At 68.3% G+C, this 21,309-nt stretch carries 23 protein-coding genes; 9 read left to right on the forward strand and 14 right to left on the reverse strand.

The features are described from left to right. Window positions 1–22: 22 nt before the first annotated feature. Complete coding sequence (locus tag WS66_RS03220; RefSeq protein ID WP_059600120.1) at window positions 23–1,642, reverse strand: NAD(P)-binding protein; 1,620 nt, start codon at window positions 1,640–1,642, stop codon at window positions 23–25. After that, window positions 1,642–3,156 carry a polyamine aminopropyltransferase gene (locus tag WS66_RS03225; RefSeq protein WP_059600119.1) on the reverse strand — a complete coding sequence of 505 codons (1,515 nt, stop codon included), beginning with the start codon at window positions 3,154–3,156 and terminating at the stop codon, window positions 1,642–1,644. The genes WS66_RS03220 and WS66_RS03225 overlap by 1 nt, the downstream gene beginning before the upstream one ends. 121 nt (window positions 3,157–3,277) lie before the next feature. On the opposite strand from WS66_RS03225, the gene WS66_RS03230 reads away from it, so the two are divergent. From WS66_RS03230 to speD, 5 genes are read left to right on the forward strand one after another with little or no spacing between them, the layout of a single operon-like run. Continuing rightward, window positions 3,278–3,664: a DUF350 domain-containing protein gene (locus WS66_RS03230; RefSeq protein ID WP_059600118.1), complete on the forward strand. Its 387-nt coding sequence runs from the start codon at window positions 3,278–3,280 to the stop codon at window positions 3,662–3,664. A 28-nt stretch (window positions 3,665–3,692) separates the two neighbouring features. After that, window positions 3,693–4,745 carry an SPFH domain-containing protein gene (locus WS66_RS03235; protein WP_059600117.1) on the forward strand — a complete coding sequence of 351 codons (1,053 nt, stop codon included), beginning with the start codon at window positions 3,693–3,695 and terminating at the stop codon, window positions 4,743–4,745. A 9-nt stretch (window positions 4,746–4,754) separates the two neighbouring features. Beyond that, window positions 4,755–6,263, forward strand: a complete 1,509-nt coding sequence (locus WS66_RS03240; RefSeq protein ID WP_059600116.1) for a DUF4178 domain-containing protein — start codon at window positions 4,755–4,757, stop codon at window positions 6,261–6,263. Further along, window positions 6,263–6,409 (forward strand): hypothetical protein, encoded by a 147-nt coding sequence (locus tag WS66_RS34010; protein ID WP_014898738.1) that lies wholly within the window; start codon window positions 6,263–6,265, stop codon window positions 6,407–6,409. The genes WS66_RS03240 and WS66_RS34010 overlap by 1 nt, the downstream gene beginning before the upstream one ends. Further along, a complete protein-coding gene (gene speD / locus WS66_RS03245; protein ID WP_059600115.1) occupies window positions 6,406–6,783 on the forward strand; it encodes an adenosylmethionine decarboxylase in 378 nt (125 codons plus the stop codon). The genes WS66_RS34010 and speD overlap by 4 nt, the downstream gene beginning before the upstream one ends. A gap of 7 nt (window positions 6,784–6,790) precedes the next feature. Here the strand turns inward: speD and WS66_RS03250 are convergent, their stop codons facing one another. Further along, complete coding sequence (locus WS66_RS03250) at window positions 6,791–7,243, reverse strand: type II toxin-antitoxin system RatA family toxin (RefSeq protein WP_059600114.1); 453 nt, start codon at window positions 7,241–7,243, stop codon at window positions 6,791–6,793. Window positions 7,244–7,424: 181 nt separating this feature from the next. Here WS66_RS03250 and WS66_RS03255 point away from each other — a divergent pair, with 181 nt between their 5' ends. Together WS66_RS03255 and WS66_RS03260 are read left to right on the forward strand one after the other, a co-directional pair. Beyond that, a complete protein-coding gene (locus tag WS66_RS03255; protein ID WP_059600113.1) occupies window positions 7,425–8,465 on the forward strand; it encodes a bifunctional nicotinamide-nucleotide adenylyltransferase/Nudix hydroxylase in 1,041 nt (346 codons plus the stop codon). A gap of 74 nt (window positions 8,466–8,539) precedes the next feature. After that, the gene (locus WS66_RS03260) at window positions 8,540–9,973 is read left to right on the forward strand and encodes a nicotinate phosphoribosyltransferase (protein WP_059600112.1); all 1,434 of its coding nucleotides are present in this window, start codon (window positions 8,540–8,542) and stop codon (window positions 9,971–9,973) included. A gap of 42 nt (window positions 9,974–10,015) precedes the next feature. On the opposite strand, the gene WS66_RS03265 is transcribed toward WS66_RS03260, so the two are convergent. Further along, window positions 10,016–11,473: an aminotransferase-like domain-containing protein gene (locus WS66_RS03265; protein ID WP_059600111.1), complete on the reverse strand. Its 1,458-nt coding sequence runs from the start codon at window positions 11,471–11,473 to the stop codon at window positions 10,016–10,018. A 126-nt stretch (window positions 11,474–11,599) separates the two neighbouring features. On the opposite strand from WS66_RS03265, the gene WS66_RS03270 reads away from it, so the two are divergent. Then, window positions 11,600–12,487 carry a DMT family transporter gene (locus WS66_RS03270; RefSeq protein WP_059600110.1) on the forward strand — a complete coding sequence of 296 codons (888 nt, stop codon included), beginning with the start codon at window positions 11,600–11,602 and terminating at the stop codon, window positions 12,485–12,487. A gap of 65 nt (window positions 12,488–12,552) precedes the next feature. Here WS66_RS03270 and WS66_RS03275 read toward each other — a convergent pair whose 3' ends face one another. The 8 genes from WS66_RS03275 to WS66_RS03310 all read right to left on the reverse strand — a co-directional run bounded on the left by WS66_RS03275 (window position 12,553) and on the right by WS66_RS03310 (window position 18,495). After that, window positions 12,553–13,170 (reverse strand): hypothetical protein, encoded by a 618-nt coding sequence (locus WS66_RS03275; protein WP_059600109.1) that lies wholly within the window; start codon window positions 13,168–13,170, stop codon window positions 12,553–12,555. A gap of 70 nt (window positions 13,171–13,240) precedes the next feature. Beyond that, on the reverse strand, window positions 13,241–13,858 hold the full coding sequence (locus tag WS66_RS03280; RefSeq protein ID WP_059600108.1) for a hypothetical protein: 618 nt from the start codon (window positions 13,856–13,858) through the stop codon (window positions 13,241–13,243). A 111-nt stretch (window positions 13,859–13,969) separates the two neighbouring features. Then, a complete protein-coding gene (locus WS66_RS03285) occupies window positions 13,970–14,590 on the reverse strand; it encodes a hypothetical protein (protein WP_059600107.1) in 621 nt (206 codons plus the stop codon). After that, window positions 14,587–15,129 carry a hypothetical protein gene (locus tag WS66_RS03290; protein ID WP_059600106.1) on the reverse strand — a complete coding sequence of 181 codons (543 nt, stop codon included), beginning with the start codon at window positions 15,127–15,129 and terminating at the stop codon, window positions 14,587–14,589. Before WS66_RS03290 ends, WS66_RS03285 begins: the two co-directional genes overlap by 4 nt. A gap of 55 nt (window positions 15,130–15,184) precedes the next feature. Then, the gene (locus tag WS66_RS03295) at window positions 15,185–16,300 is read right to left on the reverse strand and encodes an extracellular catalytic domain type 2 short-chain-length polyhydroxyalkanoate depolymerase (RefSeq protein ID WP_059600105.1); all 1,116 of its coding nucleotides are present in this window, start codon (window positions 16,298–16,300) and stop codon (window positions 15,185–15,187) included. A 169-nt stretch (window positions 16,301–16,469) separates the two neighbouring features. Next, entirely contained in the window at window positions 16,470–16,916 is a 447-nt protein-coding gene (locus tag WS66_RS03300) for a lysozyme (RefSeq protein WP_059600104.1), read from the reverse strand. Continuing rightward, the gene (locus WS66_RS03305; protein ID WP_236872912.1) at window positions 16,900–17,592 is read right to left on the reverse strand and encodes a DUF2589 domain-containing protein; all 693 of its coding nucleotides are present in this window, start codon (window positions 17,590–17,592) and stop codon (window positions 16,900–16,902) included. Before WS66_RS03305 ends, WS66_RS03300 begins: the two co-directional genes overlap by 17 nt. Window positions 17,593–17,802: 210 nt before the next feature. Next, window positions 17,803–18,495 (reverse strand): DUF2589 domain-containing protein, encoded by a 693-nt coding sequence (locus tag WS66_RS03310; protein WP_059600103.1) that lies wholly within the window; start codon window positions 18,493–18,495, stop codon window positions 17,803–17,805. Between the two features lie 272 nt (window positions 18,496–18,767). Between WS66_RS03310 and WS66_RS03315 the strand changes: the two genes are divergently transcribed. After that, complete coding sequence (locus tag WS66_RS03315) at window positions 18,768–19,451, forward strand: helix-turn-helix transcriptional regulator (protein WP_059600102.1); 684 nt, start codon at window positions 18,768–18,770, stop codon at window positions 19,449–19,451. A gap of 223 nt (window positions 19,452–19,674) precedes the next feature. On the opposite strand, the gene WS66_RS03320 is transcribed toward WS66_RS03315, so the two are convergent. Then, the gene (locus WS66_RS03320) at window positions 19,675–20,019 is read right to left on the reverse strand and encodes a DUF3088 domain-containing protein (protein ID WP_059600101.1); all 345 of its coding nucleotides are present in this window, start codon (window positions 20,017–20,019) and stop codon (window positions 19,675–19,677) included. Window positions 20,020–20,095: 76 nt separating this feature from the next. After that, window positions 20,096–21,283: a cystathionine beta-lyase gene (gene metC, locus WS66_RS03325; protein WP_059600100.1), complete on the reverse strand. Its 1,188-nt coding sequence runs from the start codon at window positions 21,281–21,283 to the stop codon at window positions 20,096–20,098. Window positions 21,284–21,309 lie beyond the last annotated feature (26 nt).

Raw genomic sequence — 21,309 nt, forward strand, 5'->3', positions numbered from 1 at the left:
GCAGGGAGTTGCGAGCCGGCAATCAGGCGAGCATGCGCCGGGCGGCGAGCATGCCCCAGTACGACGCTTCCTCGAACAGCGACAGCCCGGACAGGTCCGCATGCGCGAACACGACGGGGCCGTCTGCCTCGCGCAGCGCGAGCAGCCCCGGCCGGCTCAGGAAACCGACGTCGGGCGTCGCCATCGCGTGGCCACGCACGGTGATCTCGAGCGCGGTCGCATGTTTCCACAGCTCGCGTCCGTATACGGCCTGCAGGTCGATCGCCGCCTGCTCGCGCAGCGCGTCGGGTTTCGCCTGCGCGAGCCAGCGACGCGTGTCGTCCGGCGAGCGCGCGCTCAGCGCCTGATAGGCGGAGAACACCGAACGCGTCGGCGGCGACATCCGGATCAGCTGGTGCGTCGACACGACATAGCCGAGCCCCGCGCCGTCGTAGACCACGTTGTCCCATGCGAGCGGCACGCCGGCTTCCTCGGCCGGCATCCCGTCGAGCAGGAAATTGGACACGAGCCACGGCGCGCGCGGCGGCAGGTCGCGCACGGGATCGAAGCCGTATGCGTGAAGCTGCGGAAACACGCGCGCCGCGACGAACAGCGGCATCGCGCTGACGACCCGCCGCGCCTTCAGCGTGAACGTCGTCAGCGTTCCGTCGTCGGCGACGCGCGCGCACAGCACCTCGACGCCGCCGTTGCGCTCGGTCGCGCGAACGGCGAAGCCGTCCCGCGACCATGCGTTCGAGCCGGTGCGCGCGGTGATCGAGCCGCTCAGCTTCGTCGCCATCGTGTGCAGTCCGTCGGGCCAGGTCAGCACCGCGCCGTCGCCCGCATCGCTCGCGTGAGCGCCGCGCGACGAGAAGTAGTGCAGGCCGGCCCACGCGGACACGTGCTCGTAGCCCGCGCCGTAATCGTCGCGGCAGCAGTAGTTCAGGTACCAGTGCAGCGCGCTCGCGGTGTAGCGCTCGTCGAGCAGCCACTGTTTGAACGAACGCCGGTCGAGCGCGCGCCAGCGCGGATCGCGCGACGATTCAGCGATCGGGATGCAGAACACCTTGCGGCCGTCCGCGCCGCGCGCGGTGCGCAAACTGTCGGTGTATGCGAAGAAGCGTGTTTGCTGCGCGAGCGCGGCGTCGTCGAGGCCGGTCGTCGGCACGATGCCGTCCTGCCACTGGCCGGCGATGAACAGCCGTTCGTCGGGCGCGTGCACGAGCGCGCGTTCGTCGTATGCGGGGTGCGCGGAGAACGGCGCCGATTCGATCACGCCGAGATCGGCGAGCATGTCGCGCAGATGCGCGGATTCGAGCGACGGCAGCGGCAGGTAGTGTGCGCCCTTCGGATAGCCGAGCTCGCCGAAGCGGCCGCCGGCCATATTGCCGCCGAATTCGGGGCCGGCGAGCACGACGAAGCGCGTGTGACCGGCGCGCGCAAGCTGCCACGCACACGACAGGCCGGCCGCGCCCGCGCCGAGGATCGCGACGTCGGTCTCGATCGTGCCGGACGGCGGTGGCAGCGCTGCGTGATCTCGCAGCGCGTGACCTTCGCGCATGCCGGGGTAGCCGACGCGCGGCGTCGTCTCGATCCAGCCGGTGCGGCCGCACGTGGCGAGCGACGCGGCCGCGGACGCGAGGAGGAACGTGCGGCGATCCATCAGCGCAGCACGTGCTTCCAGTCGTCGTCGAAGCGGCGCACGAGCGGCTGGTCGTTGAGTTCGTTCGGCGACATCGGCAGCGCCGGCATGTCGGCCGGGAAATGGAACATCTCGGCGGCCGTCTGCGCGTCGAGCCAGCGCGTCGGCACCGAATAGCGCGTTGGCACGGCGAAGTCGCGGCGCTTGCCCGCGATCACGAAGCCCCAGTCGCCGAACGACGGCACGTAGCAATGGTACGGCCACGTGTTGAGCCCGGCTTCGTGCAGCGTGGCGATGATCGTCCAGTACGCGTGCGGCGCGAAGTACGGCGACGTCGACTGGATCACCGCATAGCCGTTTTCCGACAGGTGGCGGGCGAGCAGCCGGAACACCGGCACCGAATACAGCCGGCCGAGCCCGAAGTTGGTCGGATCGGGGAAGTCGACGACGATCGCGTCGTAGACGTCGGCATTCGATTCGAGCCAGCGCACCGCGTCGTCGTTGATCACCTGCACGCGCGGGTCCTTCAGTGCGCCCTGGTTCAGTTTCACGAGCGGCGCGGAGGTCGAGAACAGCTTCGTCATCGCGGGGTCGAGATCGACGAGCGTGATCCGTTCGAGGTTGCGGTGCTTGAGCAGTTCGCGCACCGCGAGGCCGTCGCCGCCGCCGAGCACGAGCACGCGTTTCGCCCACGGCAGCGCCTCGATCGTCGGATGGATCAGCGCCTCGTGATAGCGATGCTCGTCACGCGACGAGAACTGCAGGTTGCCGTTCAGGTACAGCCGCATGTCGTCGTGCCATTGCGTGAGCACGATGCGCTGGTATGGCGTCGTTTCGGAATAGATCGTCTCGTCGCCGTATACGCCGTGCTCGGCCCAGTGTGTGATGCGGTCCGACAGCGCGAAGCCGGCGACGAGCAGTCCGATCACGAGCGACGCGCGCATCAGCTTGCCGCGCACGTTGCGGATCTCGTCGCGGAACAGGTGCGTGGTCCACAGCGCGACGAATGCGTTCAGTAGCCCGAACAGAAAGCTCGTGCGCAACAGGCCGAGACGCGGCGCGAGCACGAGCGGGAAGATCAGCGACACGGCGAGCGAGCCGAGATAGTCGAAGGTCAGCACCTCGCTGACGGTATGGCGAAACGCCTGGCGGCGCTGCTGGAACGCGCGCATCACGAGCGGGATCTCCATCCCGATCAGCAGGCCGAGCGCGAGCACGAGCGCGTAGAGCGCCGCGCGGAACGGCGCGGCCAGCCACGCGAACACCACGAAAAGGAGCGCTGCCGACACGCCGCCGAGCAGGCCGACGAGCAGCTCGATGTCGACGAAGCGGTCGAGCACGTCGTCATCCTCGACGAACTTCGCGAGCCACGAGCCGATCCCCATCGCGAACAGGTAGCAGCCGATCACCGACGAGAACTGCAGGATCGAATCGCCGAGCAGGTAGCTCGACAGCGCGCTGCTGATCAGTTCGTAGCCGAGCCCGCACGACGCGAGCACGAGGATCGACAGGACGAGCGCGCGCTTATGCAGCATGGCGCGTCCGTTGTGCAGGGCTCGTCAATGTGGCTATACTGGCGCGGATTTCCGTAGGGCGGCCGGCCATGGGCCGGCCGGCGAGGGGGCGGCGAACCGAGCACAAAATCCGAGGAAAAGAATGAATAGTGCCTATCTTTATGCGGTTCATTTGCTGTCGGCGTTCGTGCTGCTTTTCGTGTTCGCGGCAGTGTACCTGAAGGTCACCCCGTTCGACGAACTGGCACTGATCCGCGACGGCAACGCGGCCGCGACGCTGTCGTTCGGCGGTGCGCTGATCGGCTTCTGCCTGACGCTCGCCTCCAGCATCGCGCACAACTCGACGCTCGGCGAAGTCATGCTGTGGGCCGTCGGCGCGATGGCTGTGCAGCTCGTCACCTATGCGGTGCTGACCCGCCTGATTCCCGGCATGAACCATGCGATCGAGGATCGCAACGTCGCGATGGGCGGCCTGATGGGCACCGCGTCGCTCGTCGTCGGCATCATCAATGCCGCCTGCCTGACCTGACGCGCCACGCGCGCTCGAGGAGACCGACATGAGTCTGGGTTCGTTTATCCGCAAGCAGTTCATCGACGTCCTGCAATGGACGGAAGACACCGACGGCGTGCTGGCCTGGCGCTATCCGATGGAAGACCAGGAGATCCAGTACGGCGGCCAGCTGACCGTGCGCGAAACGCAGGTCGCGATCTTCGTCAACGAAGGCAAGGTCGCCGACGTGTTCCAGCCCGGCCTGTACAAGCTGGAAACGCGCACGCTGCCGGTGCTTACGTATCTGAAGAACTGGGACAAGTTCTTTCAGTCGCCTTTCAAGTCGGATGTCTACTTCTTCAGCACGCGGCTGCAGCTCGGGCGGCGCTGGGGCACCGCGCAGCCGGTGACGATCCGCGATCGCGAATTCGGCTTCGTGCAGCTGCGCGCGTTCGGCATCTACTCATACCGGATCGTCGACGCGGCCGCGTTCCACCGCGAGGTGAGCGGCACGCGCGCGCAGTACACGGTCGACGATCTCGAACAGCAGCTGCGCAACCTGGTCGTCACCGCGATGAGCACGACGTTCGGCTCGGCCGACGTGCCATTCGTCGACATGGCCGCGAACCAGACGCTGCTGTCGCAACGCGTCGCCGAGGCGCTGGTCCCGGTGTTCACGCGCTACGGCCTCGCGCTCGATGCGTTCGCGGTCGAAAGCGTATCGCTGCCGGCCGAGCTGCAGAAGGCGCTCGACCTGCGGATCGGCGCGGGGATGGCCGGCGATCTCGCCCGCGCGACGCAATACCAGACGGCACAGGCGATCCCGCTGGCCGCGCAGAACCCGGGCGGCATCGCGGGCGTCGGCGCGGGGCTCGCGGCCGGCGCGGCGATCGGGCAGGCGATGGCCGGCCAGATCGCGGGCGCCGCGCAACCGGCGCAGGCCGCACCGCCCGCGCCCGTTGCGGCACCGGTCGCCGCCGCGCAGCCGGCCGCGCCGGCCGAAGGAACCGATTACGTGCAGCGTCTCGAACAACTGAAGGCGTTGCTCGACAAGGGCCTCGTGACCGAAGAGGACTATTCGCGCGCGAAGGCGGAAATCCTCGCGAAGCTCACACGGTAAGCGTCGCGCATGTTCAGCACTTCGTGCCCCCAGTGCGGCGCGCCGGTCGAGTTTCGCTCGGCGGCCGCGGTGATGGCCGTCTGCGCGTTCTGTCGCAGCACGCTGCTCAAGCGTGGCACCGACGTCGAACGCATCGGCGAGCTGGCCACGGTGTTCGACGACGCGTCGCCGATCCAGATCGGCACGGCCGGACGCTACGGCAAGCGCGCGTTCACGGTGCTCGGCCGCCTCCAGATGACCTACGACGCCGGCGCGTGGAGCGAGTGGTACGTCGTGTTCGACGACGGCGCGTTCGGCTGGCTGTCGGATGCGTCGGGCCAGTATGCGGTCACGGTGCGCGAGCCCGACGACGCATCCGGCGGCGCGTGGCCGGCGTTCGGCACGCTGGAACCGGGTATGCGGATCGACCACGGCGGCCGCGCGTTTCTCGTGTCCGACGTGCGCACCGCGCGCTGCACGGGCGGCGACGGCGAGTTGCCGTTCCGCGTCGACGCGGGCTGGGAAGCGCGCGTCGTCGACCTGCGCACCGGCAACGCGTTCGCGACCTTCGACTATTCCGACGCCGATGCGAACGGCGGGAGCCCCGCCGTCTATACGGGCGAGGCACTGGAGTTCGACGCGCTCGCGTTCACCGGGTTGCGCGATACCGAGACCGATACGCGCGAGAAGCGCGGCGCGGAGATGGTGCCGTTCGCGTGCCCGAGCTGCGGCGCGCCGCTGTCTTATGCGCCGAACGTGGCCGATTACGTCGTGTGCGGCAATTGTCATGCTGGCGTGCAGTGCACGGCCGAGCAGCAGACCGTATTCGCGGCGCAGCGCAAGCTCGAATCGGTGAAGGGTGCGTTGGAGCTCGGTGCAATCGGCACGTTCGACGGCGTGAAGTACACGGTGATCGGCATGATGCGATGCGGCGTGCCGGGCGACGAAGAGACGTGGGACGAATACCTGCTGCTGAACCCGAAGCGCGGCTTCCTGTGGCTCGTGCAGAGCGAAGGGCGCTGGGAACGCGTGCAAGTGCTCGACCATTGGCCGACGATCGGCGGCGAGTCCGACGTGACCGACGGCGGCAAGACCTACCGCCTGCGCGATGCGTATGAATCGGAGGTCGTCTACGTGGTGGGCGCGTTCAACTGGCGCGTGCAGGTGGGCGATCGCACGTCGATCATCGATTACGGCTGGCAGAAGGACAAGCTGACGCGCGAGCGCAGCGCCGCGGAGATCGTGTGGTCGCGCGCGCAACCGCTGTCGGGCAGCGCGCTGGCCGAGCGCTTCGGCACGCCGGCGCTCGCGACGGCGGCTGCGACGGGCGCCACCGCGTCGACGGGCCTGTTCGGCGGGAAACACCCGCACAGTTTCGCGCCGCTGCCGTGGGTGTTCAGCGCGCTCCTCGTGATTTTCAACATGGGCTCGCTGTTCTCGTTCAGCGGCCGCACTGTCTACGTGCTGGTCGGCCTGCTGGTGCTGTGGCTGCCTGAATGGCTGTGGAAGGGTTTCGCGTCGGACGGGGGCAACGCGTAATGCGCTACATCCTCTACGGACTTTACGGACTGGTCGTCGTCACGTTGTTCAGCTGCGCGTCGCTCGGCGGCAGCGGGTCGGGTGGCAGCGGCTGGGGCAGTTCGTCGGCGCGCAGCGGCTACTCGTCGTACGGGTCGCACAAATGACGGCGCGCGACGGTCTCGCCGCGCCGCGTGCGATGCTCGGCTCGCACGTGCTGGCCGACCTGGCCGGCATCGATGCGGCGCTGCTGCGCGACGCCGCACGGCTTGAAACGATCCTGACCGAAGCAGCGCAACGGGCAGGCGCGCGCGTGATCGGTGCGCACTTTCATCATTTCGGCGGCGAGCATGGCGTGACGGGTGTCGTGCTGCTCGCCGAATCTCACATCACGATCCATACGTGGCCCGAGCATCGCTTCGCGGCCGTCGATGCGTTCATGTGCGGCGCGGCACGCGCGGCCGATGCGGTCGATGCGATCGCCGCTGCGCTCGGTACGCAGGCGCAGGTCCGGCAGCAGGTGGCGCGCGGCATCGCGTGAGCGACACTCAGTGCGGCAACGCCTCCGCTTCGGCCCAGCGCTTGAACGAATCGAGGCGCCGGCGCGTGTGCACGAGATAGAACGCGCCGATCAGCGGTTCGAGCAGCCAGCGCAGCCACGACGGCTGCGCGCGGAAGTGGTACGTGAATTTCACTTCGGTCGAACCCGGCGTGTGTTCGGTGAAGTTCCAGCTGCCGCTGAAGCGTTGGAGCACCTTCGGCCCTTCGACCATTTCGACGGCGGCGACCTGCGGCGGGCGGTACGAGATGTAGCGCGACACCATCGTCGCGCCCGACTGACTGCGGCAGAACGCGTCGACGCCGACGTCGGCCGTCGTTTCGTCGAGCAGATAGGCGTCGGTGAGGAAGCTGTCCCATACGAGCCGCCGCGCGTAGTCCTGCGACCACGTGAAGAGGCGTCTGCGATCGACGCCGACGGTCCGGCTGACTGAGATCCTCATGATGGCGGGCGCCGTGGCGCGGATTGGGATGAAATCGAGTGTAACCCGCCAATGGCGCGCGTTTCGTCAGACTTCGTCAAGTCGAGCGCGTGCTCGATTGACCTTCTGCGGGAATTCCCCTACGATCGATTCCATGCCTTCGGGATAGACCCGAAGCGTTTCAATCTCTTGAGGGAGCCTCATGAGTACGCAACAGAACCGGCGCTTCGACGCGCTCGTTTTCATTGGTCGTTTCCAGCCCCCGCATCGTGGTCACCTGAACGTGCTGAAGTCGGCACTGAGCCGGGCCGAGCGCGTGTGCGTGCTGATCGGGTCGACCGACAAGCCCCGCACCATCAAGGATCCGTTCTCGTTCGACGAGCGCTGCCAGATGCTGGCTTCGCTGCTCGAGCCGTCCGAGCGCGAGCGCGTGACGGTCGCGCCCGTGCAGGATTCGACGTACAACGACGGCGACTGGGTGCGCTGGGTGCAGGATGCCGTGGCCGCCGCGCTCGGCGACGTCGCGCAGCGCAAGGTCGGGCTGATCGGCCACGAAAAGGACGCCACGTCGTATTACCTGCGGATGTTCCCGCAATGGGAGCTCGTCGACGTCGATGCGACCGAAGACATCTCCGCCACCGAAATCCGCGACCAGTATTTCACAGAACGCACCAACAGCTTCGTGCAATGGGCCGTGCCGGAACCCGTGTTCGGCTGGCTCGAGCATTTCCGCACGCAGCCGCAATTCGCGCAGCTGAAGGCCGAGGCCGAATTCATCGCCGCGTATCGCAAGGCATGGTCGGCCGCACCGTATCCGGTCACGTTCGTGACGGTCGACGCGGTGGTCGTGCACTCGGGCCATATCCTGCTCGTGCGCCGGCGCAGCGAACCGGGCCGCGGCCTGTGGGCGCTGCCGGGCGGGTTCGTGAACCAGGACGAACGGCTCGACGCGGCGTGCATCCGCGAATTGCGCGAGGAAACCGGCCTGAAGCTGCCGGAGCCCGTGCTGCGCGGCTCGATCAAGGATCGCCAGGTGTTCGATCATCCGGCCCGCTCGCTGCGCGGCCGCACGATCACGCACGCGTGCCTGTTCAACTTCCCGACCGGCGAACTGCCGCGCGTGAAGGGCAGCGACGATGCCGACAAGGCGCGCTGGGTGCCGCTCAACGAATTCGCGCAGATGCGCAACGTGATGTTCGAGGATCACTTCGAGATCGCGTATCACTTCCTGGGGAAGCTGTGACGCGCTGATTCCCCGGATTCCGGTCCGTCGCGACAGACGCGGCGGCACTTCAACGGCCTAGAGGAGCTCTAGCCATGCAAAACGATCCCGGCGGCTTTGCCGCGGTTCTCGCCAATCCGATCCTCAACACGGATTCGTACAAGGCTTCCCACTTCCTGCAATATCCGCCCGACGCGCAGGCGATGTTCTCGTACGTCGAGTCGCGCGGCGGCCGCTACGACCGCACGCTGTTCTTCGGCCTGCAGATGCTGCTGAAGGAATATCTGTGCCGGCCCGTCACGCACGCGATGATCGACGACGCCCGCGATTTCTTCGCGGTGCATGGCGAGCCGTTCAACGAGGACGGCTGGCGCCATATCGTCGAGCACTACGACGGCTACCCGCCCGTGAAGATTCGCGCGGTGCCCGAGGGTTCGATCGTGCCGGTGCACAACGTGCTGATGACCGTCGAATGCGACGACCCGAAGGTGTTCTGGCTCGCGTCGTATCTGGAGACGATGCTGCTGCGCGTGTGGTACCCGGTGACGGTCGCGACGCGCAGCTGGCACCTGCGGCAGACGATCCGACGCTTTCTCGAGAAGACCGACGACGATCTCGCGCAGCTGCCGTTCAAGCTGCACGACTTCGGCGCGCGCGGCGTATCGAGCGCGGAATCGGCCGCGATCGGCGGCGCCGCGCATCTCGTGAGCTTCATGGGTTCGGACACGGTGCTCGGCGTGCTGGCCGCGAACCGCTTCTATCGCGAGCCGATGGCCGCGTATTCGGTGCCGGCGGCCGAGCACAGCACGATCACGTCCTGGGGGCGCGAGCACGAAGCCGATGCGTATCGCAACATGATCGCCCGCTTCGGTCTGCCCGGCGCGATCGTGTCAGTCGTATCGGACTCCTACGATCTGTTCGCCGCACTCGAGATGTGGGGCGGCGAGCTTCGGCAAGCCGTGATCGATTCTGGCGCGACGCTGGTCGTGCGTCCCGATTCGGGCGACCCCGTCGCGATCGTGCTGCAGACCGTGCGCGCGCTCGACGCATCGTTCGGTTCGTCCGTGAACGGCAAGGGACGGCGCGTGTTGAACCATGTCCGCGTGATCCAGGGTGACGGCGTCGACGAGCTGTCGATCGACGCGATTCTCTCCGCGCTCGACGACGCAGGCTATGCGGCCGGCAACGTCGTGTTTGGCATGGGCGGCGCGCTGCTGCAGCAGGTGAACCGCGATACGCAGCGCTTCGCGATGAAGTGTTCGGCGATCCGTCGTGGCGACGTATGGCACGACGTCCGCAAGGATCCGGTCACCGATCAGGGCAAGCGCTCGAAGAAGGGGCGGCTCACCTTGCTGCGCAATCGGCGCACGGGCGAATACCGGACGGTGACGCTGCCGGTCGCATGGGACGATCGCGCGCTGGAAGGCGAATGGGACGAGGCGCTCGAAACGGTGTTCGATACGGGGAGAATGCTGGTCGATACGACGTTCGCCGAGGTGCGGGCGAGGGCGCACGCGGCGCAAATGTGAGGGCGGCGGCGGGGCGTTCGTGCGCTCCGCCGCCGTGGATGTTCATCGGTCGCCGGCCAGTGTGCGACCGCTGCGCTCCGCCGCACGCGTTGCCTCCATCGCCCGCGCCAGCGCATCGAACACCGCCGGCCCCTTGCAGCGCGACACGTTGAAGCGCATGAACGACGTCGCGCCGTGCGACGCACTGAACACGTTGCCGGGCGCGAGCACCACATCGTGGTCGAGTGCATGACGCGCCACGCGCGCGGCATCGAGCCCGTCGGGCAGTTCCGCCCATACGAACAGGCCGCCGCGCGGTTCGGTCCAGATCCCGAGCCCGGCGCGCGCGAGCCGCCGGATCGTTTCGCCCATCGCATCGGCCAGCTGCGCACGCAGGCCGTCGAGATGGCGCCGGTAGGTGCCGTCGATCAGCAGCCGGTGCACGATGTTCGCGCCGATCTGCGCATTGCCGAACGACGTCGCGAGCTTCAGGTCGACGAGCGCGTCGATCCATTCGGGGCGCGCCGCGACATAGCCGCAGCGGATTGCGGCCGACAGCGTCTTCGAGAAGCTGCCGATCGACACGACGCGCGACAGCCCGTCGAATGCCGCGAGGCGCGGTGCGGGCGTGCTCTCGAAATCCGCGAAGATGTCGTCCTCGACGATCAGCAGGCCGTGCTCGGCCGCCAGCGTCAGCAGCCGGTGCGCGACCGGCGGCGCGAGCGTCGCGCCGGTCGGGTTGTGCAGCGCCGCGTTGGTGATGTACAGGCGCGGCCGATGCTCGGCAAGCACCTGCTCGAAGCGTGCGAGATCGGGGCCGTTCGGCGTGTACGGCACGCTGACGATGCGCGCGCGATGCGCGCGCAGCAGCGCCTGGAAGTTGAAGTAGCACGGATCGTCCAGCACGACAGTGTCGCCCGGCTCGAGCAGCAGCCGGCACACGAGATCGAGCGCGTGCGTGCCGCCGTCGGTCAGCATGATCTGCGTGGGTTCCGCATGGACGCCGTGCTGCGCGAGCCGCCACGCCAACTGCTGGCGCAACGCGGGCAGCCCGAGCGGCGTCGCGTAGTCAGTCAGCGCGTCGGTTTCGTCGCGTGACACCGCGCGCAGCGCACGTCGCAGGCTTTCGTCCGGCAGCCACGACGACGGCAGCCAGCCGCAGCCCGGCTTCACCGAGCTCGGCGCCGCCTCGAGCGACTGGCGCGACAGCCACAGCGGATCGAGTTCGCGATCGAGGCGCGGGCCGAGTTCGGCGAGCGCGAGCGGCGGCGCGTGCCCGGACACGTAGAAGCCGGAGCCGCGCCGCGCGACGAGCACGCCTTCGCTCGCGAGCCGCTCGTATGCGTCGACGACGGTCGATTTCGACACGTGCAGCGCGTCGGCCATCATCCGGATCGACGGCACGCGCGCGCCGGGCATCAGCGCGCGGCTCGCGATCCGCGCGCGCAGCGTGTCCATCACGGTTTCCACGCGGGTTCGCGATGGCGCGGGCGGAGCAGGGGCTTGCATGGAACGGCTCATGGCGAGAGGGAACTGTACGGACGGTTGTCCAGTACAGTTTGTCCGAATTGTATTGGGCTGTAGCTTACGCGCTTTTCACGGGCGGCGGATCATCGGTCATTCACCTTTTTCCGATCAGGATTTCCCGTGCAAAAGACGACCGACGGATGGCTCAGCGGCCTGCTGGGCGTGATCATCTTCAGTGGCTCGCTGCCCGCGACGCGCGTCGCGGTGCAGGGGCTCGATCCGCTGTTCCTCACGTTCGCGCGCGCGACGATCGCCGGCGTGCTCGGCCTGATCCTGCTCGTCGCGCTGAAACAGAAGCGGCCGACGCGTACCGAGACCGCGTCGCTCGTCGTCGTCGCGCTCGGGGTCGTGGTCGGTTTCCCGTTGCTGACGGCGCTCGCGCTCAAGCACGTGACGTCCGCGCATGCGATCGTGTTCGTCGGGCTGTTGCCGCTCGCGACCGCGCTGTTCGGTGTCTGGCGTGGCGGCGAACGGCCGCGGCTGCCATTCTGGATCTTCTCGCTGGTCGGCAGCGGGGCGGTGGCCGCGTTCGCGCTGCGCAACGGCGGAAGTGCGTCGGTGGTGGGCGATGCGCTGATGCTGGCCGCGATCGTTGCATGCGGGCTCGGTTATGCGGAAGGCGCGCGCCTGTCGCGACAGCTCGGCGGCTGGCAAGTGATCTCGTGGGCGCTCGTGCTGTCGCTGCCGGTGATGCTGCCGCTCGCGTGGTTCACGTGGCCCGCGACGTTCGACGGCGTCGACGCTGCCGCGCTGTGGGGGCTCGCGTACGTGTCGCTGTTCAGCATGCTGATCGGCTTCGTGTTCTGGTATCGCGGCCTCGCGCTCGGCGGGATCGCGGGCGTCGGCCAGCTTCAGTTGCTGCAGCCGTTCTTCGGTTTCCTGCTCGCGGCCGGGCTGCTGCACGAGACGGTGCCGCCGTCGATGCTCGCCGTGACGGCCGTGGTTGTCGGCTGCGTCGCGGGGGCGAAGTACTTCTCGAAGATGGCGCCCGTGCAGCGCGCGGGCTGACGCGCCGGCGCGCGACGACGTGACGGGTGCCACCCGTTCGCCGTCGCGCGGGCGCGGCTTGCGGCTTACCCCATCACCACGTTCGCGAGCCGGAACTGGTACGCGGTCGCGGTGGTGCCGCCGCCGCCGCCCGTCATCACGATGTCCGCGCTCTTGATCCCCAGCAGCGACAGTTCGGTGTTGATGTCGGACAGCACGGCCGAATTCATCACCGCGCCCTGTTCGATCTGCGACGCCGTGCCGATCCACAGCGTCGGCTTGAACTCGAACACGGCCTTCTGCCCCGGCACGATGCCCGTCTTGTGCGCGAGCAGCCGGTTGTCCTTGAAGACCGACGCGGTGATCGCCCCCTGGCTCAGGTCGTTGCGCAGCTGGATCTCGCGCGACGTCGGCGCCGGGCCGGCCAACGCGAGCACGTTGCCCGACGTCGAACGCGACACGTTGAAGACCTGTCCGTTGTCCGCGCGCTTCTGCGGCATGTAGTTGCCGTCGGCATCGCTCGCGGAGACGGTCGTCAGCATCGGGAACACGAACGGATGGTTGTCGCCGCGCCCGCAGTTGGTGATGACCTTCCACGCGATCGCGAGCTCGTCGAAGTCGGTCGACACGTTCTTCTGGAAGATCACGATCTGGCTGTTGTTGACGTCGTTCGACAGGTTGACGAAGTTGAGATTGATGTCCATGAGTCACCTTGGTTCGATTTGGATAACTGATTGAATGGGCGCCGGCCGTGCATCGCCGGCGCACGAACCGTTACGCCATCACCACGTTTTCCAGCCGGAACGTGAACGGCATCGAGCGCGGGCCGGGGCCGCCGCCGGTCATCACGATGTCGGCGCTCGCGATGCCGAGCAGCGACAGTTCCGTGTTGATGTCGGAGATCACCGCGGAATTCATCAGCGCACCCTGTTCGATCTGCGATGCGACGCCGATCCAGATCGTCGGCTTGAACTGGAACACCGCCTTCTGGCCCGGCGCGACGGACGTCTTGCGCGCAAGCGCGCTGCCGTCCTTGTAGATCGTCGCGTTGATCGCGCCGGCCGGCAGGTCGTTGCGCACCTGCACCTCGGAGCTCGCGCCCGGGTCGCCGCCGAGTTGCAGCACGTCGCCCGAGCTCGAGCGCACGACCTGGAACACCTGGCCGTTCGAGGCGACCTGCTGCGGCATGTAGTTGCCCCAGCTGTCGCTCGCGCTCACGCTCATCGTCATCGGAAACTTGAACGGATGGTTGTCGCCCTGGCCGCAATTGCGGATCACCTTCCACGCGATCGCGAGTTCGTCGAAGTCGGTCGCCACGTTCTTCTGGAAGATCACGACGCTCGAGTTGTTCGCGTCGTTCGAGCGGTTGATCAGGTTCAGTTGGATATCCACGTCGTTGCTCCTTGAGTTTGAAAAGACGGCAGTCGGTCTGCCGCACACCTTTCCCGCCGGCCCGGCCGCGAAGCCGTGCCGTCAAGCCGGTTCAATCCGTGGCTGGCGGCGCTACGCGCGCACGATGTGTTCGAGCGCGAATGCAAACGGCTGCGCGTCGGTGCCGGTGCCGCCGCCCGTCATCACGATGTCGGCCGCGGCGACGCCCGCCAGCGGCAGAAGCGTGTTCGCGCTCGATAGCACCGCCGCGTGCAGCGCGCGGCTTTCCTGTATCTGCGACGCCACGCCGATCCACAGCGTCGGCGTGAAGCGAAACACGGCCTTCTGCCCGGGCGCGACCGCTTCCTTCACCGCGATCAGCCGGCCCGCGCTGAACGCGTTGACGTTCACGGCGCCGCGCCGCAGCCGGTTGACGACCTCGATGTCGCCGCCCGGTGCGTCGGCCGGATCGGGCACGAGCCGGCCGCGTCCCGTCGGCTGCGCGTCGACCACGAAGCGCACGCCGGCGGGCGCCGTGACGCGCGGCGAGAAGTTGCCGTGCTCGTCGCCGAGCGCGACATCGATGTCGGTCGAGTAGTCGAACGGATGGAAGCAGTCGCGTCCGCAATAACGGATCACCTTCCACGCGATCGCGAATGCGTCGAGATCGGGGATCACGTCGCGCTGGAACAGCACGACCTCGCTGTTGCCGCGGTCGTTCGAGCGATTGACGAAGCGGAGCTTGATGTTCATGACGCCTGCTCCTGATCGGACGTGCCGCGATCGTCGCGCAGCGTGCGGTCGGCCCACTGCGCAAGCGCGGGCGCGACGCCGTTCGCGAGCGACGCGACGTGCAGCGCATGTGCACGCGCCTGGGCCTGAAGGTCGCCCGCGAAGCGGCCGAGCGCCATCACGGCATCGGCGGGACCGCGCGTGCGGCCGAGATCGTCGAGATATTGCGCGGCCGCGTCGGCCATTGCGCCCGCATGCTGCAGATGGCTCTGTGTGACGCGTGTCGCGAGATCGGCGTTCAGTGCCGCCAGCTCCTTGACCGCGGCGGCCGAACTGCCGGGCGCGAACCGTTCGAGCTGGCCGCGCCACCACGCGTCGGTCGCGGCCTGGCAGGCATCCGTGTAACGGTGGCCGGCGAGCAGCGCGGTGTGCGCGAACGCGCGCCACGCGGGGCCGCCGGGCGTGCAGCCGGTGCCGGTCGCCTGCGCGGCGACCTTGCCGAACTGCTGGAGCGCGTCGGCGTGCGCGCGTTCCCATTGGGCGATGAACGTGGAGAACATGGCGATTCCTCGTGATGAAAGAGCGGTGACGGCGCGATGGCGGCCGATACGCGGATTACTGACGCGCGGCGCCGAGGCGCTGCACCATCCGCATCACGGCGGCCATCTGCGGCGCGTCGCGGCGGTAGAAGCCGGGGTGGAGCGGATCGGTGCTCGTATAGCCCCAGAAATCCCAGCAGCCGAGCGGATTGACGGCCGATTTTTCGACCTGCGGATAGAGCACGATCAGCTGGTTCGTGTCGGCGATCTCGTTGTAGCCGACGCCGCGAATCATCTTCTCGCCGACGGCAGCGACGTTCTGCACGCAGCCGTGGAACACCACGTGCACCGCGCAGGCTACGCGCTCGCAGTCGGCCGGTACGTATGCGTAGCCCGTGTCGCCGAGCGACGCGCCGCGCTGCGGATCGAACGCGCGCTGATCGAACTTCAGCAGCTTGCCGCCCGCCTGAGCGGCCGGCGGATTGAGCGGCTTGTCAGGTGTGCCGTAGATCCAGCGCACGATGTCGTGCGCCTGCTGGAAGCCGCAGTTGTCGATATACGGGCTCGCGTTCGCGCTGCATGCGTTGTCTTCGGGGCGGTTCGTGATGAACGCATGCCCGGCGTCCGGCGATTCGCGGTACTGGAGGTTCGCGGCCGGGACCTGCGCGAGCGTGTAGAAGCGCGCGGTCTGGTCGACGACGCGCGTCGACACCACCGTATCCTTCGCGCCGCTGAACACGTAGATGCGCTGACCACGCAGCGCGGCCGTATCGTCGATCTCGCCGCGCTGCGCGAACATGCGCGCGGCGCGCCATGCATCGGCCGCGGATGGCGCGGGGCCGATCGGCTGCATGCACAGCGTGGTCGCGGCCACCGCCGGCGGGATCAACTCGTTCACGCCCGCGCAGTAGAACGGCCCGCCCGCCACGATGCCCGCGCCGATCAGCCGGCTCGAGAACGCGACGTCGAACTGCGCGGCCATGAAGCCGCCGGACGACAGCCCCGACACCGACGTGCGCTGGAGGTCGGCGCCGTATGCGGGCAGCGGATCGGCGGGGGCGGCGACGGCGTGCGGCGCGACCGTCGCCACTGCGGCAACGGCGACGCATGCGGCGCCGAGCACGCGGCGCAGCGTGCGCGAAACGGTGGAACGGGGCGGCGTCGTGCGGCCGGGCGAGCGAGTGACCTTCATGCGGGACTCCTGTCGTGACGAGTAACGAATGGCGAATGACGAACGGCTGGAACGGATACGGCAAGACTTCAGCGACGGTTTCAGCTTACGGGCAGCCGACGACGTGCGAAATGGCGCGAACGACATGCGCGGCGACCCGTGACGTTCGGCCGGTGCGGTGCCGCGGCGCTCACGACATGAACAGCGCGCGCTCGGCCTGGCGGCGCTTGGTGAGCCCCGCGAGCGGCTTGCCGCCGGCCTTGTTCCAGACGAGGAACTGGTCGGCCGCACGCGCGCACGCGCCGGCGTTCAGGTAGCGCAGCAGCGTGGACGAGCGCAGCCGCCCCGCGCCGAGATTGAAGACGAACGACATCAGCGCATCGAACTGCTGCTGCGTGACCGGCACGCGCAGCAGCTTGCGCAGGGTCAGCTCGGCGCCGCGCAGGTCGCGCCGCAACAGCGCCTCGGCTTCGGCCGGCGTGAGCGGTCGTGTGAAGCGCTCGTGCGGCAGGATCAGGTGCCCGTAGCCGATCGTCGGCTTGCCGACCGCGTCGAGATAGCGCGCGAGCCGCAGCCCCTCGAACTGCTTGATCAGCGCGATGCCTTGCTCACCGGTGTGTTCAGGCTGGTTCGCCATCGTCGTTCTCCTTGCTGCCCGGCCGTGCGCGCGGCACCAGGCGATGCGTGTATTCGTCGATCACGCGCATGATCGCTTCGGGCGGCGGCAGCGCCGCGAACTGCATTTCGATGTCGATGTGCTCGGTGTCGCGCTGCCGCGCGTTGCCCTGCGCGTCCTTCTTCCCGGAGCGCGGCGCGAACGTCACGTAGAAGCGGCCGCGCTGGTCGTCGTCGCCCGAGACACCGCCGGCCGGCAACGCCTCGGTGAAGTCGCCGCGCACCGTCAGGTGCACGATCATCCGGTCGAGCGCGAGTCCGCGCGGCGTGGCGAGCGCGACGAGCGGCACCGGCATCGTGTGCTCCGCGTCGAGCGCGACCGTGACCTCGCGTGGCGCGAGCAGGCCGTCGTCGCGCAAGTCGAAGAACTGATCGAGCACGGCCGTGTACTGGTGCGCAAGCAGTTGGTTCGCGGCGGCCGCGGCGTGCTGCATCCCGCGCGCGATTTCGTCGAGCGCGATGCCACGTGGCGGCGGGCGCTCGTCGTCGGCCGGCGTGCCCGGCGGCGCCGGCGGGGCGGGCGGAGCGGGGGGAGCCGGGGGCAGGCCGCCGGCGGACGCACCGGGCGCCGCGGTGCCCGGTGCGTCGTGCGTGCCCGGCGCGGCCCCGGCCGGCGAGCCGGAGGCCTCGAGCGGCACGTGGGGCACCGGATCGGCGGTTACCGCCGCCGAGGCACCGGTGCCTGAGACTGTCCCGGTATGGCCGGCCGCCGCACCGGCCGGCGGCGGGTCCGTCGCGTCCGGTTCCGGCCGGGCTGTGCTGCCGCCCGGACGCGTATCCCCGTCGTCGTGCCCGCCGTCCACGCGGCGAGACCGTCTGAAGAGCCTGAACATGGCCGGCCCGCGCGCTTACGCGTGCGCCGGCTGCTGGGCATCCGAACCGGCTGCGGCAGGCGCGGCCGTGCCGCCGCCCGCCGCCGACGCATCGCCGACCAGCTTGCCGTCGGTCGGCGTCGCCGGCAGCGGCTTCACGGCCTTCGCGTTGCCTTCCGTGACGACCGGCTTGGTCGCGGCTTCGGTCAGGAAGTCGATCACGCGCATCAGCGCTTCGGGCGGCGACTGGCGCTTCACCTGCGTATGGATCGAATATTTCGCGCGCGTGTCGGTGCTGCGCGTCTGCTCCGCCTTGTGCGACACACGCCCGGACACGCTGACGCTGATCGGCCCCCAGCCGAACTTCGCCTGGAATTCGCCGCCGGCCTCGGTCGACGACGACGACTTCTCCGATTGCGTAATCTCCATTTCGAAGTCGATCGTGCCTTCCTCGATCGCGATGATCGGGTGGACGATCGCCGCGAGCAGCGGGATGCGCATCGTCTTCTGCACGACGCCCTTCGACACGCCGGCTTCGTCCACCAGCGTCTCGTCGTAGTCGAACTGGACGGCCACGGCCTTGCCGCCCTGGATGCAGACCTGCATCAGGAAATCCGCGTAGCTCTTCGCGGCCTGCGTCTGCGCGCTGATCATCGCCTTTAACGGGCCGGCGATCATTTGGTCCATGGGTAAAGCGTTAATCACTGAGCCGATGAAATTCGCGTCCATGAATAAACCCCTCTTCGTGTTGAAGACAACGGAAATTCGTTGTCTTTATTTACATTAGGAAATTGAAGACGTTCACAAAATATGACGTCCGTCACGTCCGGCGGCCCTGGCCGGCCCTCGGCGGGCATCGGTACGCGCGGCGTGGACGAATTAGGCCATTCGTCACGGAGCGACGGGCCTAGTGCGCGGCCGGTAAAACAGCGGTAAAAAAACGCCGGGTAGGGAAGCAAAAAAACCTAAACCGAGCATCCCGATTTCGAGGAAACCGCGCAATGAACGTTCTGATGATCGATAGCCCGCCGTTATTCGTCGCGGGCGTGGCGGACGTACTGTGTAAACGCGATGTCGACTGGCATGTGTGGTCGGCCCGCCGTCCCGAGGACGTTTTGCGCTTGCGCGACGCGTTGCTGCCCGGGACGGTCGAGGCGATCACGATCGAATGCGACGAGCACGCCGCGCGGCCGAGCTGGCCGAGCGTGCTGAACGAGACGTTCGCCGGCGCGCCGTGGCTGTGCGTGGTGGCCACCGTGTGCCGCCGCACGATTGCCGATGCGCTGCTGGCGGGGGCGGCCGGCATCATCGACCGGCACGCGAGCGCCGACGAGTTCGCGGACGCGCTCGGCCGGGTCGCGGCCGGTGCGATCTACGTGCCGCCCAACGACGGCGGTGCGACGCAGGCGCGCCCGGGCGGCGTGCCGGCCGGGGACGATCGCGCATTCGAGCGTCTCACGCCGCGCCAGCGCGACGTGCTGCGGCTGCTGGCCGAAGGCAAGTCGAACAAGCAGATCTGCCGCGTGCTCAACGTCGCGGAAGGCACGATCAAGAATCACCTGTATGCGCTGTTCCGCCAGATCGGCGTGAGCAACCGGACCGAGGCCGCATTGTGGCTCGCACGCCACGTGCCGTCCGAGCCGGCGGCATTCGCGTTCGCGCCCGTCTGCAGTTCGCCCGGCTGAGGCTGGTCGCGGCGGGCCCCGGTGTGTGCCAGCATCCGGTGTCGCGTTGCGTTGAAGTCCATCGGGCCGGAGGCGGGGTGCCCGGCCGGCCATCGGTAGCGGCGAGCCGCGTGACCGAGTACGTCGCACGCGCGCGGCGACGTGCGTGCCGGAAACGGCGAACGGGCCGCGCCGGCCGCGCGCCCCGTTCGGCGGCGCCCGTCGACACCGGGCGCCGGCGTGCTTACGCGACGTGCGCGACGCCGTATTGCGAGGACAGGTAGCGCCGGATATCGACCGGCGAATCGATGAAGCGGCGGCCGTTGTGTTCGCGAATCCCGACCGCGTCGTCCTTCGGCGCCTGCCCGTCGCCCAGGACGAGCACCGGCGCGGACTGGTTGTCCTCGCCGATCAGCGCGACGATCGGCCGGCGCGGCCGCGGCGCGTCGACGTACTCGACCGAGACGGCGTCGCGCAACTGCGGATAGAAGCTCAGCAGCCCTTCGACGGCAACCGAATCGCCGCAGTAGAACGGACCTTCGGAGTCCTTGAAGAAACCCGGGCGGAGAATGAACAGCGTGTCTTTCATGATGGCCTCGCTATCAGTGGTGGTCGAACGTTGAAAAAAACGGGAGTGCGGGGAGATGCGTGCGACGCGCCCGATGTCAGGCGTCCGCGAGCGCGGCCGCGGCGGCACGCATTCTCGCGAAACCGGCGTCGAGGTCGGCGATCATGTCGTCGGGATGCTCGAGCCCTGCGTGGATGCGCAGTAGCGGGCCGGCTGCCAGCCATGGCGTCGCGGTACGGTGGCGCGACGGATTCGACGGGATGATCAGGCTTTCGAAGCCGCCCCAGCTGTAGCCCATGCCGAAGCACGTCATGCCGTCGAGCAGTGCGCGCACGGCATCGTCGGGCTGCGGATGCAGCACCAGGCCGAACAAGCCGCACGCGCCCGTGAAGTCGCGCTGCCACAACGCATGGCCGGCATCGCCCGGCCGGGCCGGATACAGGATCTGCGCGACTTCCGGCTGCCGCGCGAGCCATTCGGTCAGCACGTGCGCGTTGCGCTGGTGGCGTTCGAGGCGCACCGACAACGTGCGCAGCCCGCGCAGCGCGAGATACGCATCGTCGCCGCTGACGGTCATCCCGAGCTGCCGGTAGCAGCGCGTGACCTTCTGCGCGAGCGCCTCGGTTGTCAGGATCACGCCCATCAGCACGTCGGAGTGTCCGGCGATGTACTTGGTCGCCGCGTGAATCGACACGTCGACGCCATGCGAGAACGAGCGGAAATTCAGCGGCGTGCCCCACGTATTGTCGAGCAGCACGACCGCATCGTGCTGGTGCGCGACGCGGCAGATCGCGGGAATGTCCTGCACCTCGAAGGTCAGCGAGCCCGGCGATTCGGTAAAGACCGCGCGCGTGTTCGGCCGCATCAGCGACGCGATGCCGGCGCCGATCGACGGATCGTAGTAGGTCGTCTCGATGCCGAGGCGCGCGAGCGTCTCGTCGCAGAACGAGCGGGTCGGGTCGTACACCGAGTCGGCCATCAGCAGATGGTCGCCGGGGTTCAGTACCGCGAGCAGCGCGGTCGTGATCGCGCTGAGCCCGCTCGGCGTGAGCAGCGCGGCGTGCGCGCCTTCGAGGCGTGCGAGCGCCTTTTCGAGCGCACGCGTGGTCGGGCTGCCGTGGCGTCCGTACGCGAGCGGCGTGCCGCGCACCGCGTCGAGCGCGTCGGTGCCGTGAAAGAGCAGCGTCGACTGGCGATACACGGGCGGGTTCACCGGCGAGCCGGGCTGGCCGTGCGCGCGGCCTTCGTGAGCGAGCAGGGTGTCGGTCGAGTGCGGTTGGTTCAAGATGTCATCCTTTGAAAGTCGGTCAA

This window comes from Burkholderia sp. LA-2-3-30-S1-D2 (assembly GCF_001523915.2).
GTDB classification, from domain to species: Bacteria; Pseudomonadota; Gammaproteobacteria; order Burkholderiales; family Burkholderiaceae; genus Burkholderia; species Burkholderia diffusa.

What these genes read in the sequence shown, in the direction of transcription:
- WS66_RS03220 (WP_059600120.1), bottom strand. Translation starts at nt 1,642, where the DNA reads ATGGATCGCCGCACGTTCCTCCTCGCGTCCGCGGCCGCGTCGCTCGCC.
- WS66_RS03225 (WP_059600119.1), bottom strand. Translation starts at nt 3,156, where the DNA reads ATGCTGCATAAGCGCGCGCTCGTCCTGTCGATCCTCGTGCTCGCGTCG.
- WS66_RS03230 (WP_059600118.1), top strand. Translation starts at nt 3,278, where the DNA reads ATGAATAGTGCCTATCTTTATGCGGTTCATTTGCTGTCGGCGTTCGTG.
- WS66_RS03235 (WP_059600117.1), top strand. Translation starts at nt 3,693, where the DNA reads ATGAGTCTGGGTTCGTTTATCCGCAAGCAGTTCATCGACGTCCTGCAA.
- WS66_RS03240 (WP_059600116.1), top strand. Translation starts at nt 4,755, where the DNA reads ATGTTCAGCACTTCGTGCCCCCAGTGCGGCGCGCCGGTCGAGTTTCGC.
- WS66_RS34010 (WP_014898738.1), top strand. Translation starts at nt 6,263, where the DNA reads ATGCGCTACATCCTCTACGGACTTTACGGACTGGTCGTCGTCACGTTG.
- speD (WP_059600115.1), top strand. Translation starts at nt 6,406, where the DNA reads ATGACGGCGCGCGACGGTCTCGCCGCGCCGCGTGCGATGCTCGGCTCG.
- WS66_RS03250 (WP_059600114.1), bottom strand. Translation starts at nt 7,243, where the DNA reads ATGAGGATCTCAGTCAGCCGGACCGTCGGCGTCGATCGCAGACGCCTC.
- WS66_RS03255 (WP_059600113.1), top strand. Translation starts at nt 7,425, where the DNA reads ATGAGTACGCAACAGAACCGGCGCTTCGACGCGCTCGTTTTCATTGGT.
- WS66_RS03260 (WP_059600112.1), top strand. Translation starts at nt 8,540, where the DNA reads ATGCAAAACGATCCCGGCGGCTTTGCCGCGGTTCTCGCCAATCCGATC.
- WS66_RS03265 (WP_059600111.1), bottom strand. Translation starts at nt 11,473, where the DNA reads ATGAGCCGTTCCATGCAAGCCCCTGCTCCGCCCGCGCCATCGCGAACC.
- WS66_RS03275 (WP_059600109.1), bottom strand. Translation starts at nt 13,170, where the DNA reads ATGGACATCAATCTCAACTTCGTCAACCTGTCGAACGACGTCAACAAC.
- WS66_RS03285 (WP_059600107.1), bottom strand. Translation starts at nt 14,590, where the DNA reads ATGAACATCAAGCTCCGCTTCGTCAATCGCTCGAACGACCGCGGCAAC.
- WS66_RS03290 (WP_059600106.1), bottom strand. Translation starts at nt 15,129, where the DNA reads ATGTTCTCCACGTTCATCGCCCAATGGGAACGCGCGCACGCCGACGCG.
- WS66_RS03295 (WP_059600105.1), bottom strand. Translation starts at nt 16,300, where the DNA reads ATGAAGGTCACTCGCTCGCCCGGCCGCACGACGCCGCCCCGTTCCACC.
- WS66_RS03300 (WP_059600104.1), bottom strand. Translation starts at nt 16,916, where the DNA reads ATGGCGAACCAGCCTGAACACACCGGTGAGCAAGGCATCGCGCTGATC.
- WS66_RS03310 (WP_059600103.1), bottom strand. Translation starts at nt 18,495, where the DNA reads ATGGACGCGAATTTCATCGGCTCAGTGATTAACGCTTTACCCATGGAC.
- WS66_RS03315 (WP_059600102.1), top strand. Translation starts at nt 18,768, where the DNA reads ATGAACGTTCTGATGATCGATAGCCCGCCGTTATTCGTCGCGGGCGTG.
- WS66_RS03320 (WP_059600101.1), bottom strand. Translation starts at nt 20,019, where the DNA reads ATGAAAGACACGCTGTTCATTCTCCGCCCGGGTTTCTTCAAGGACTCC.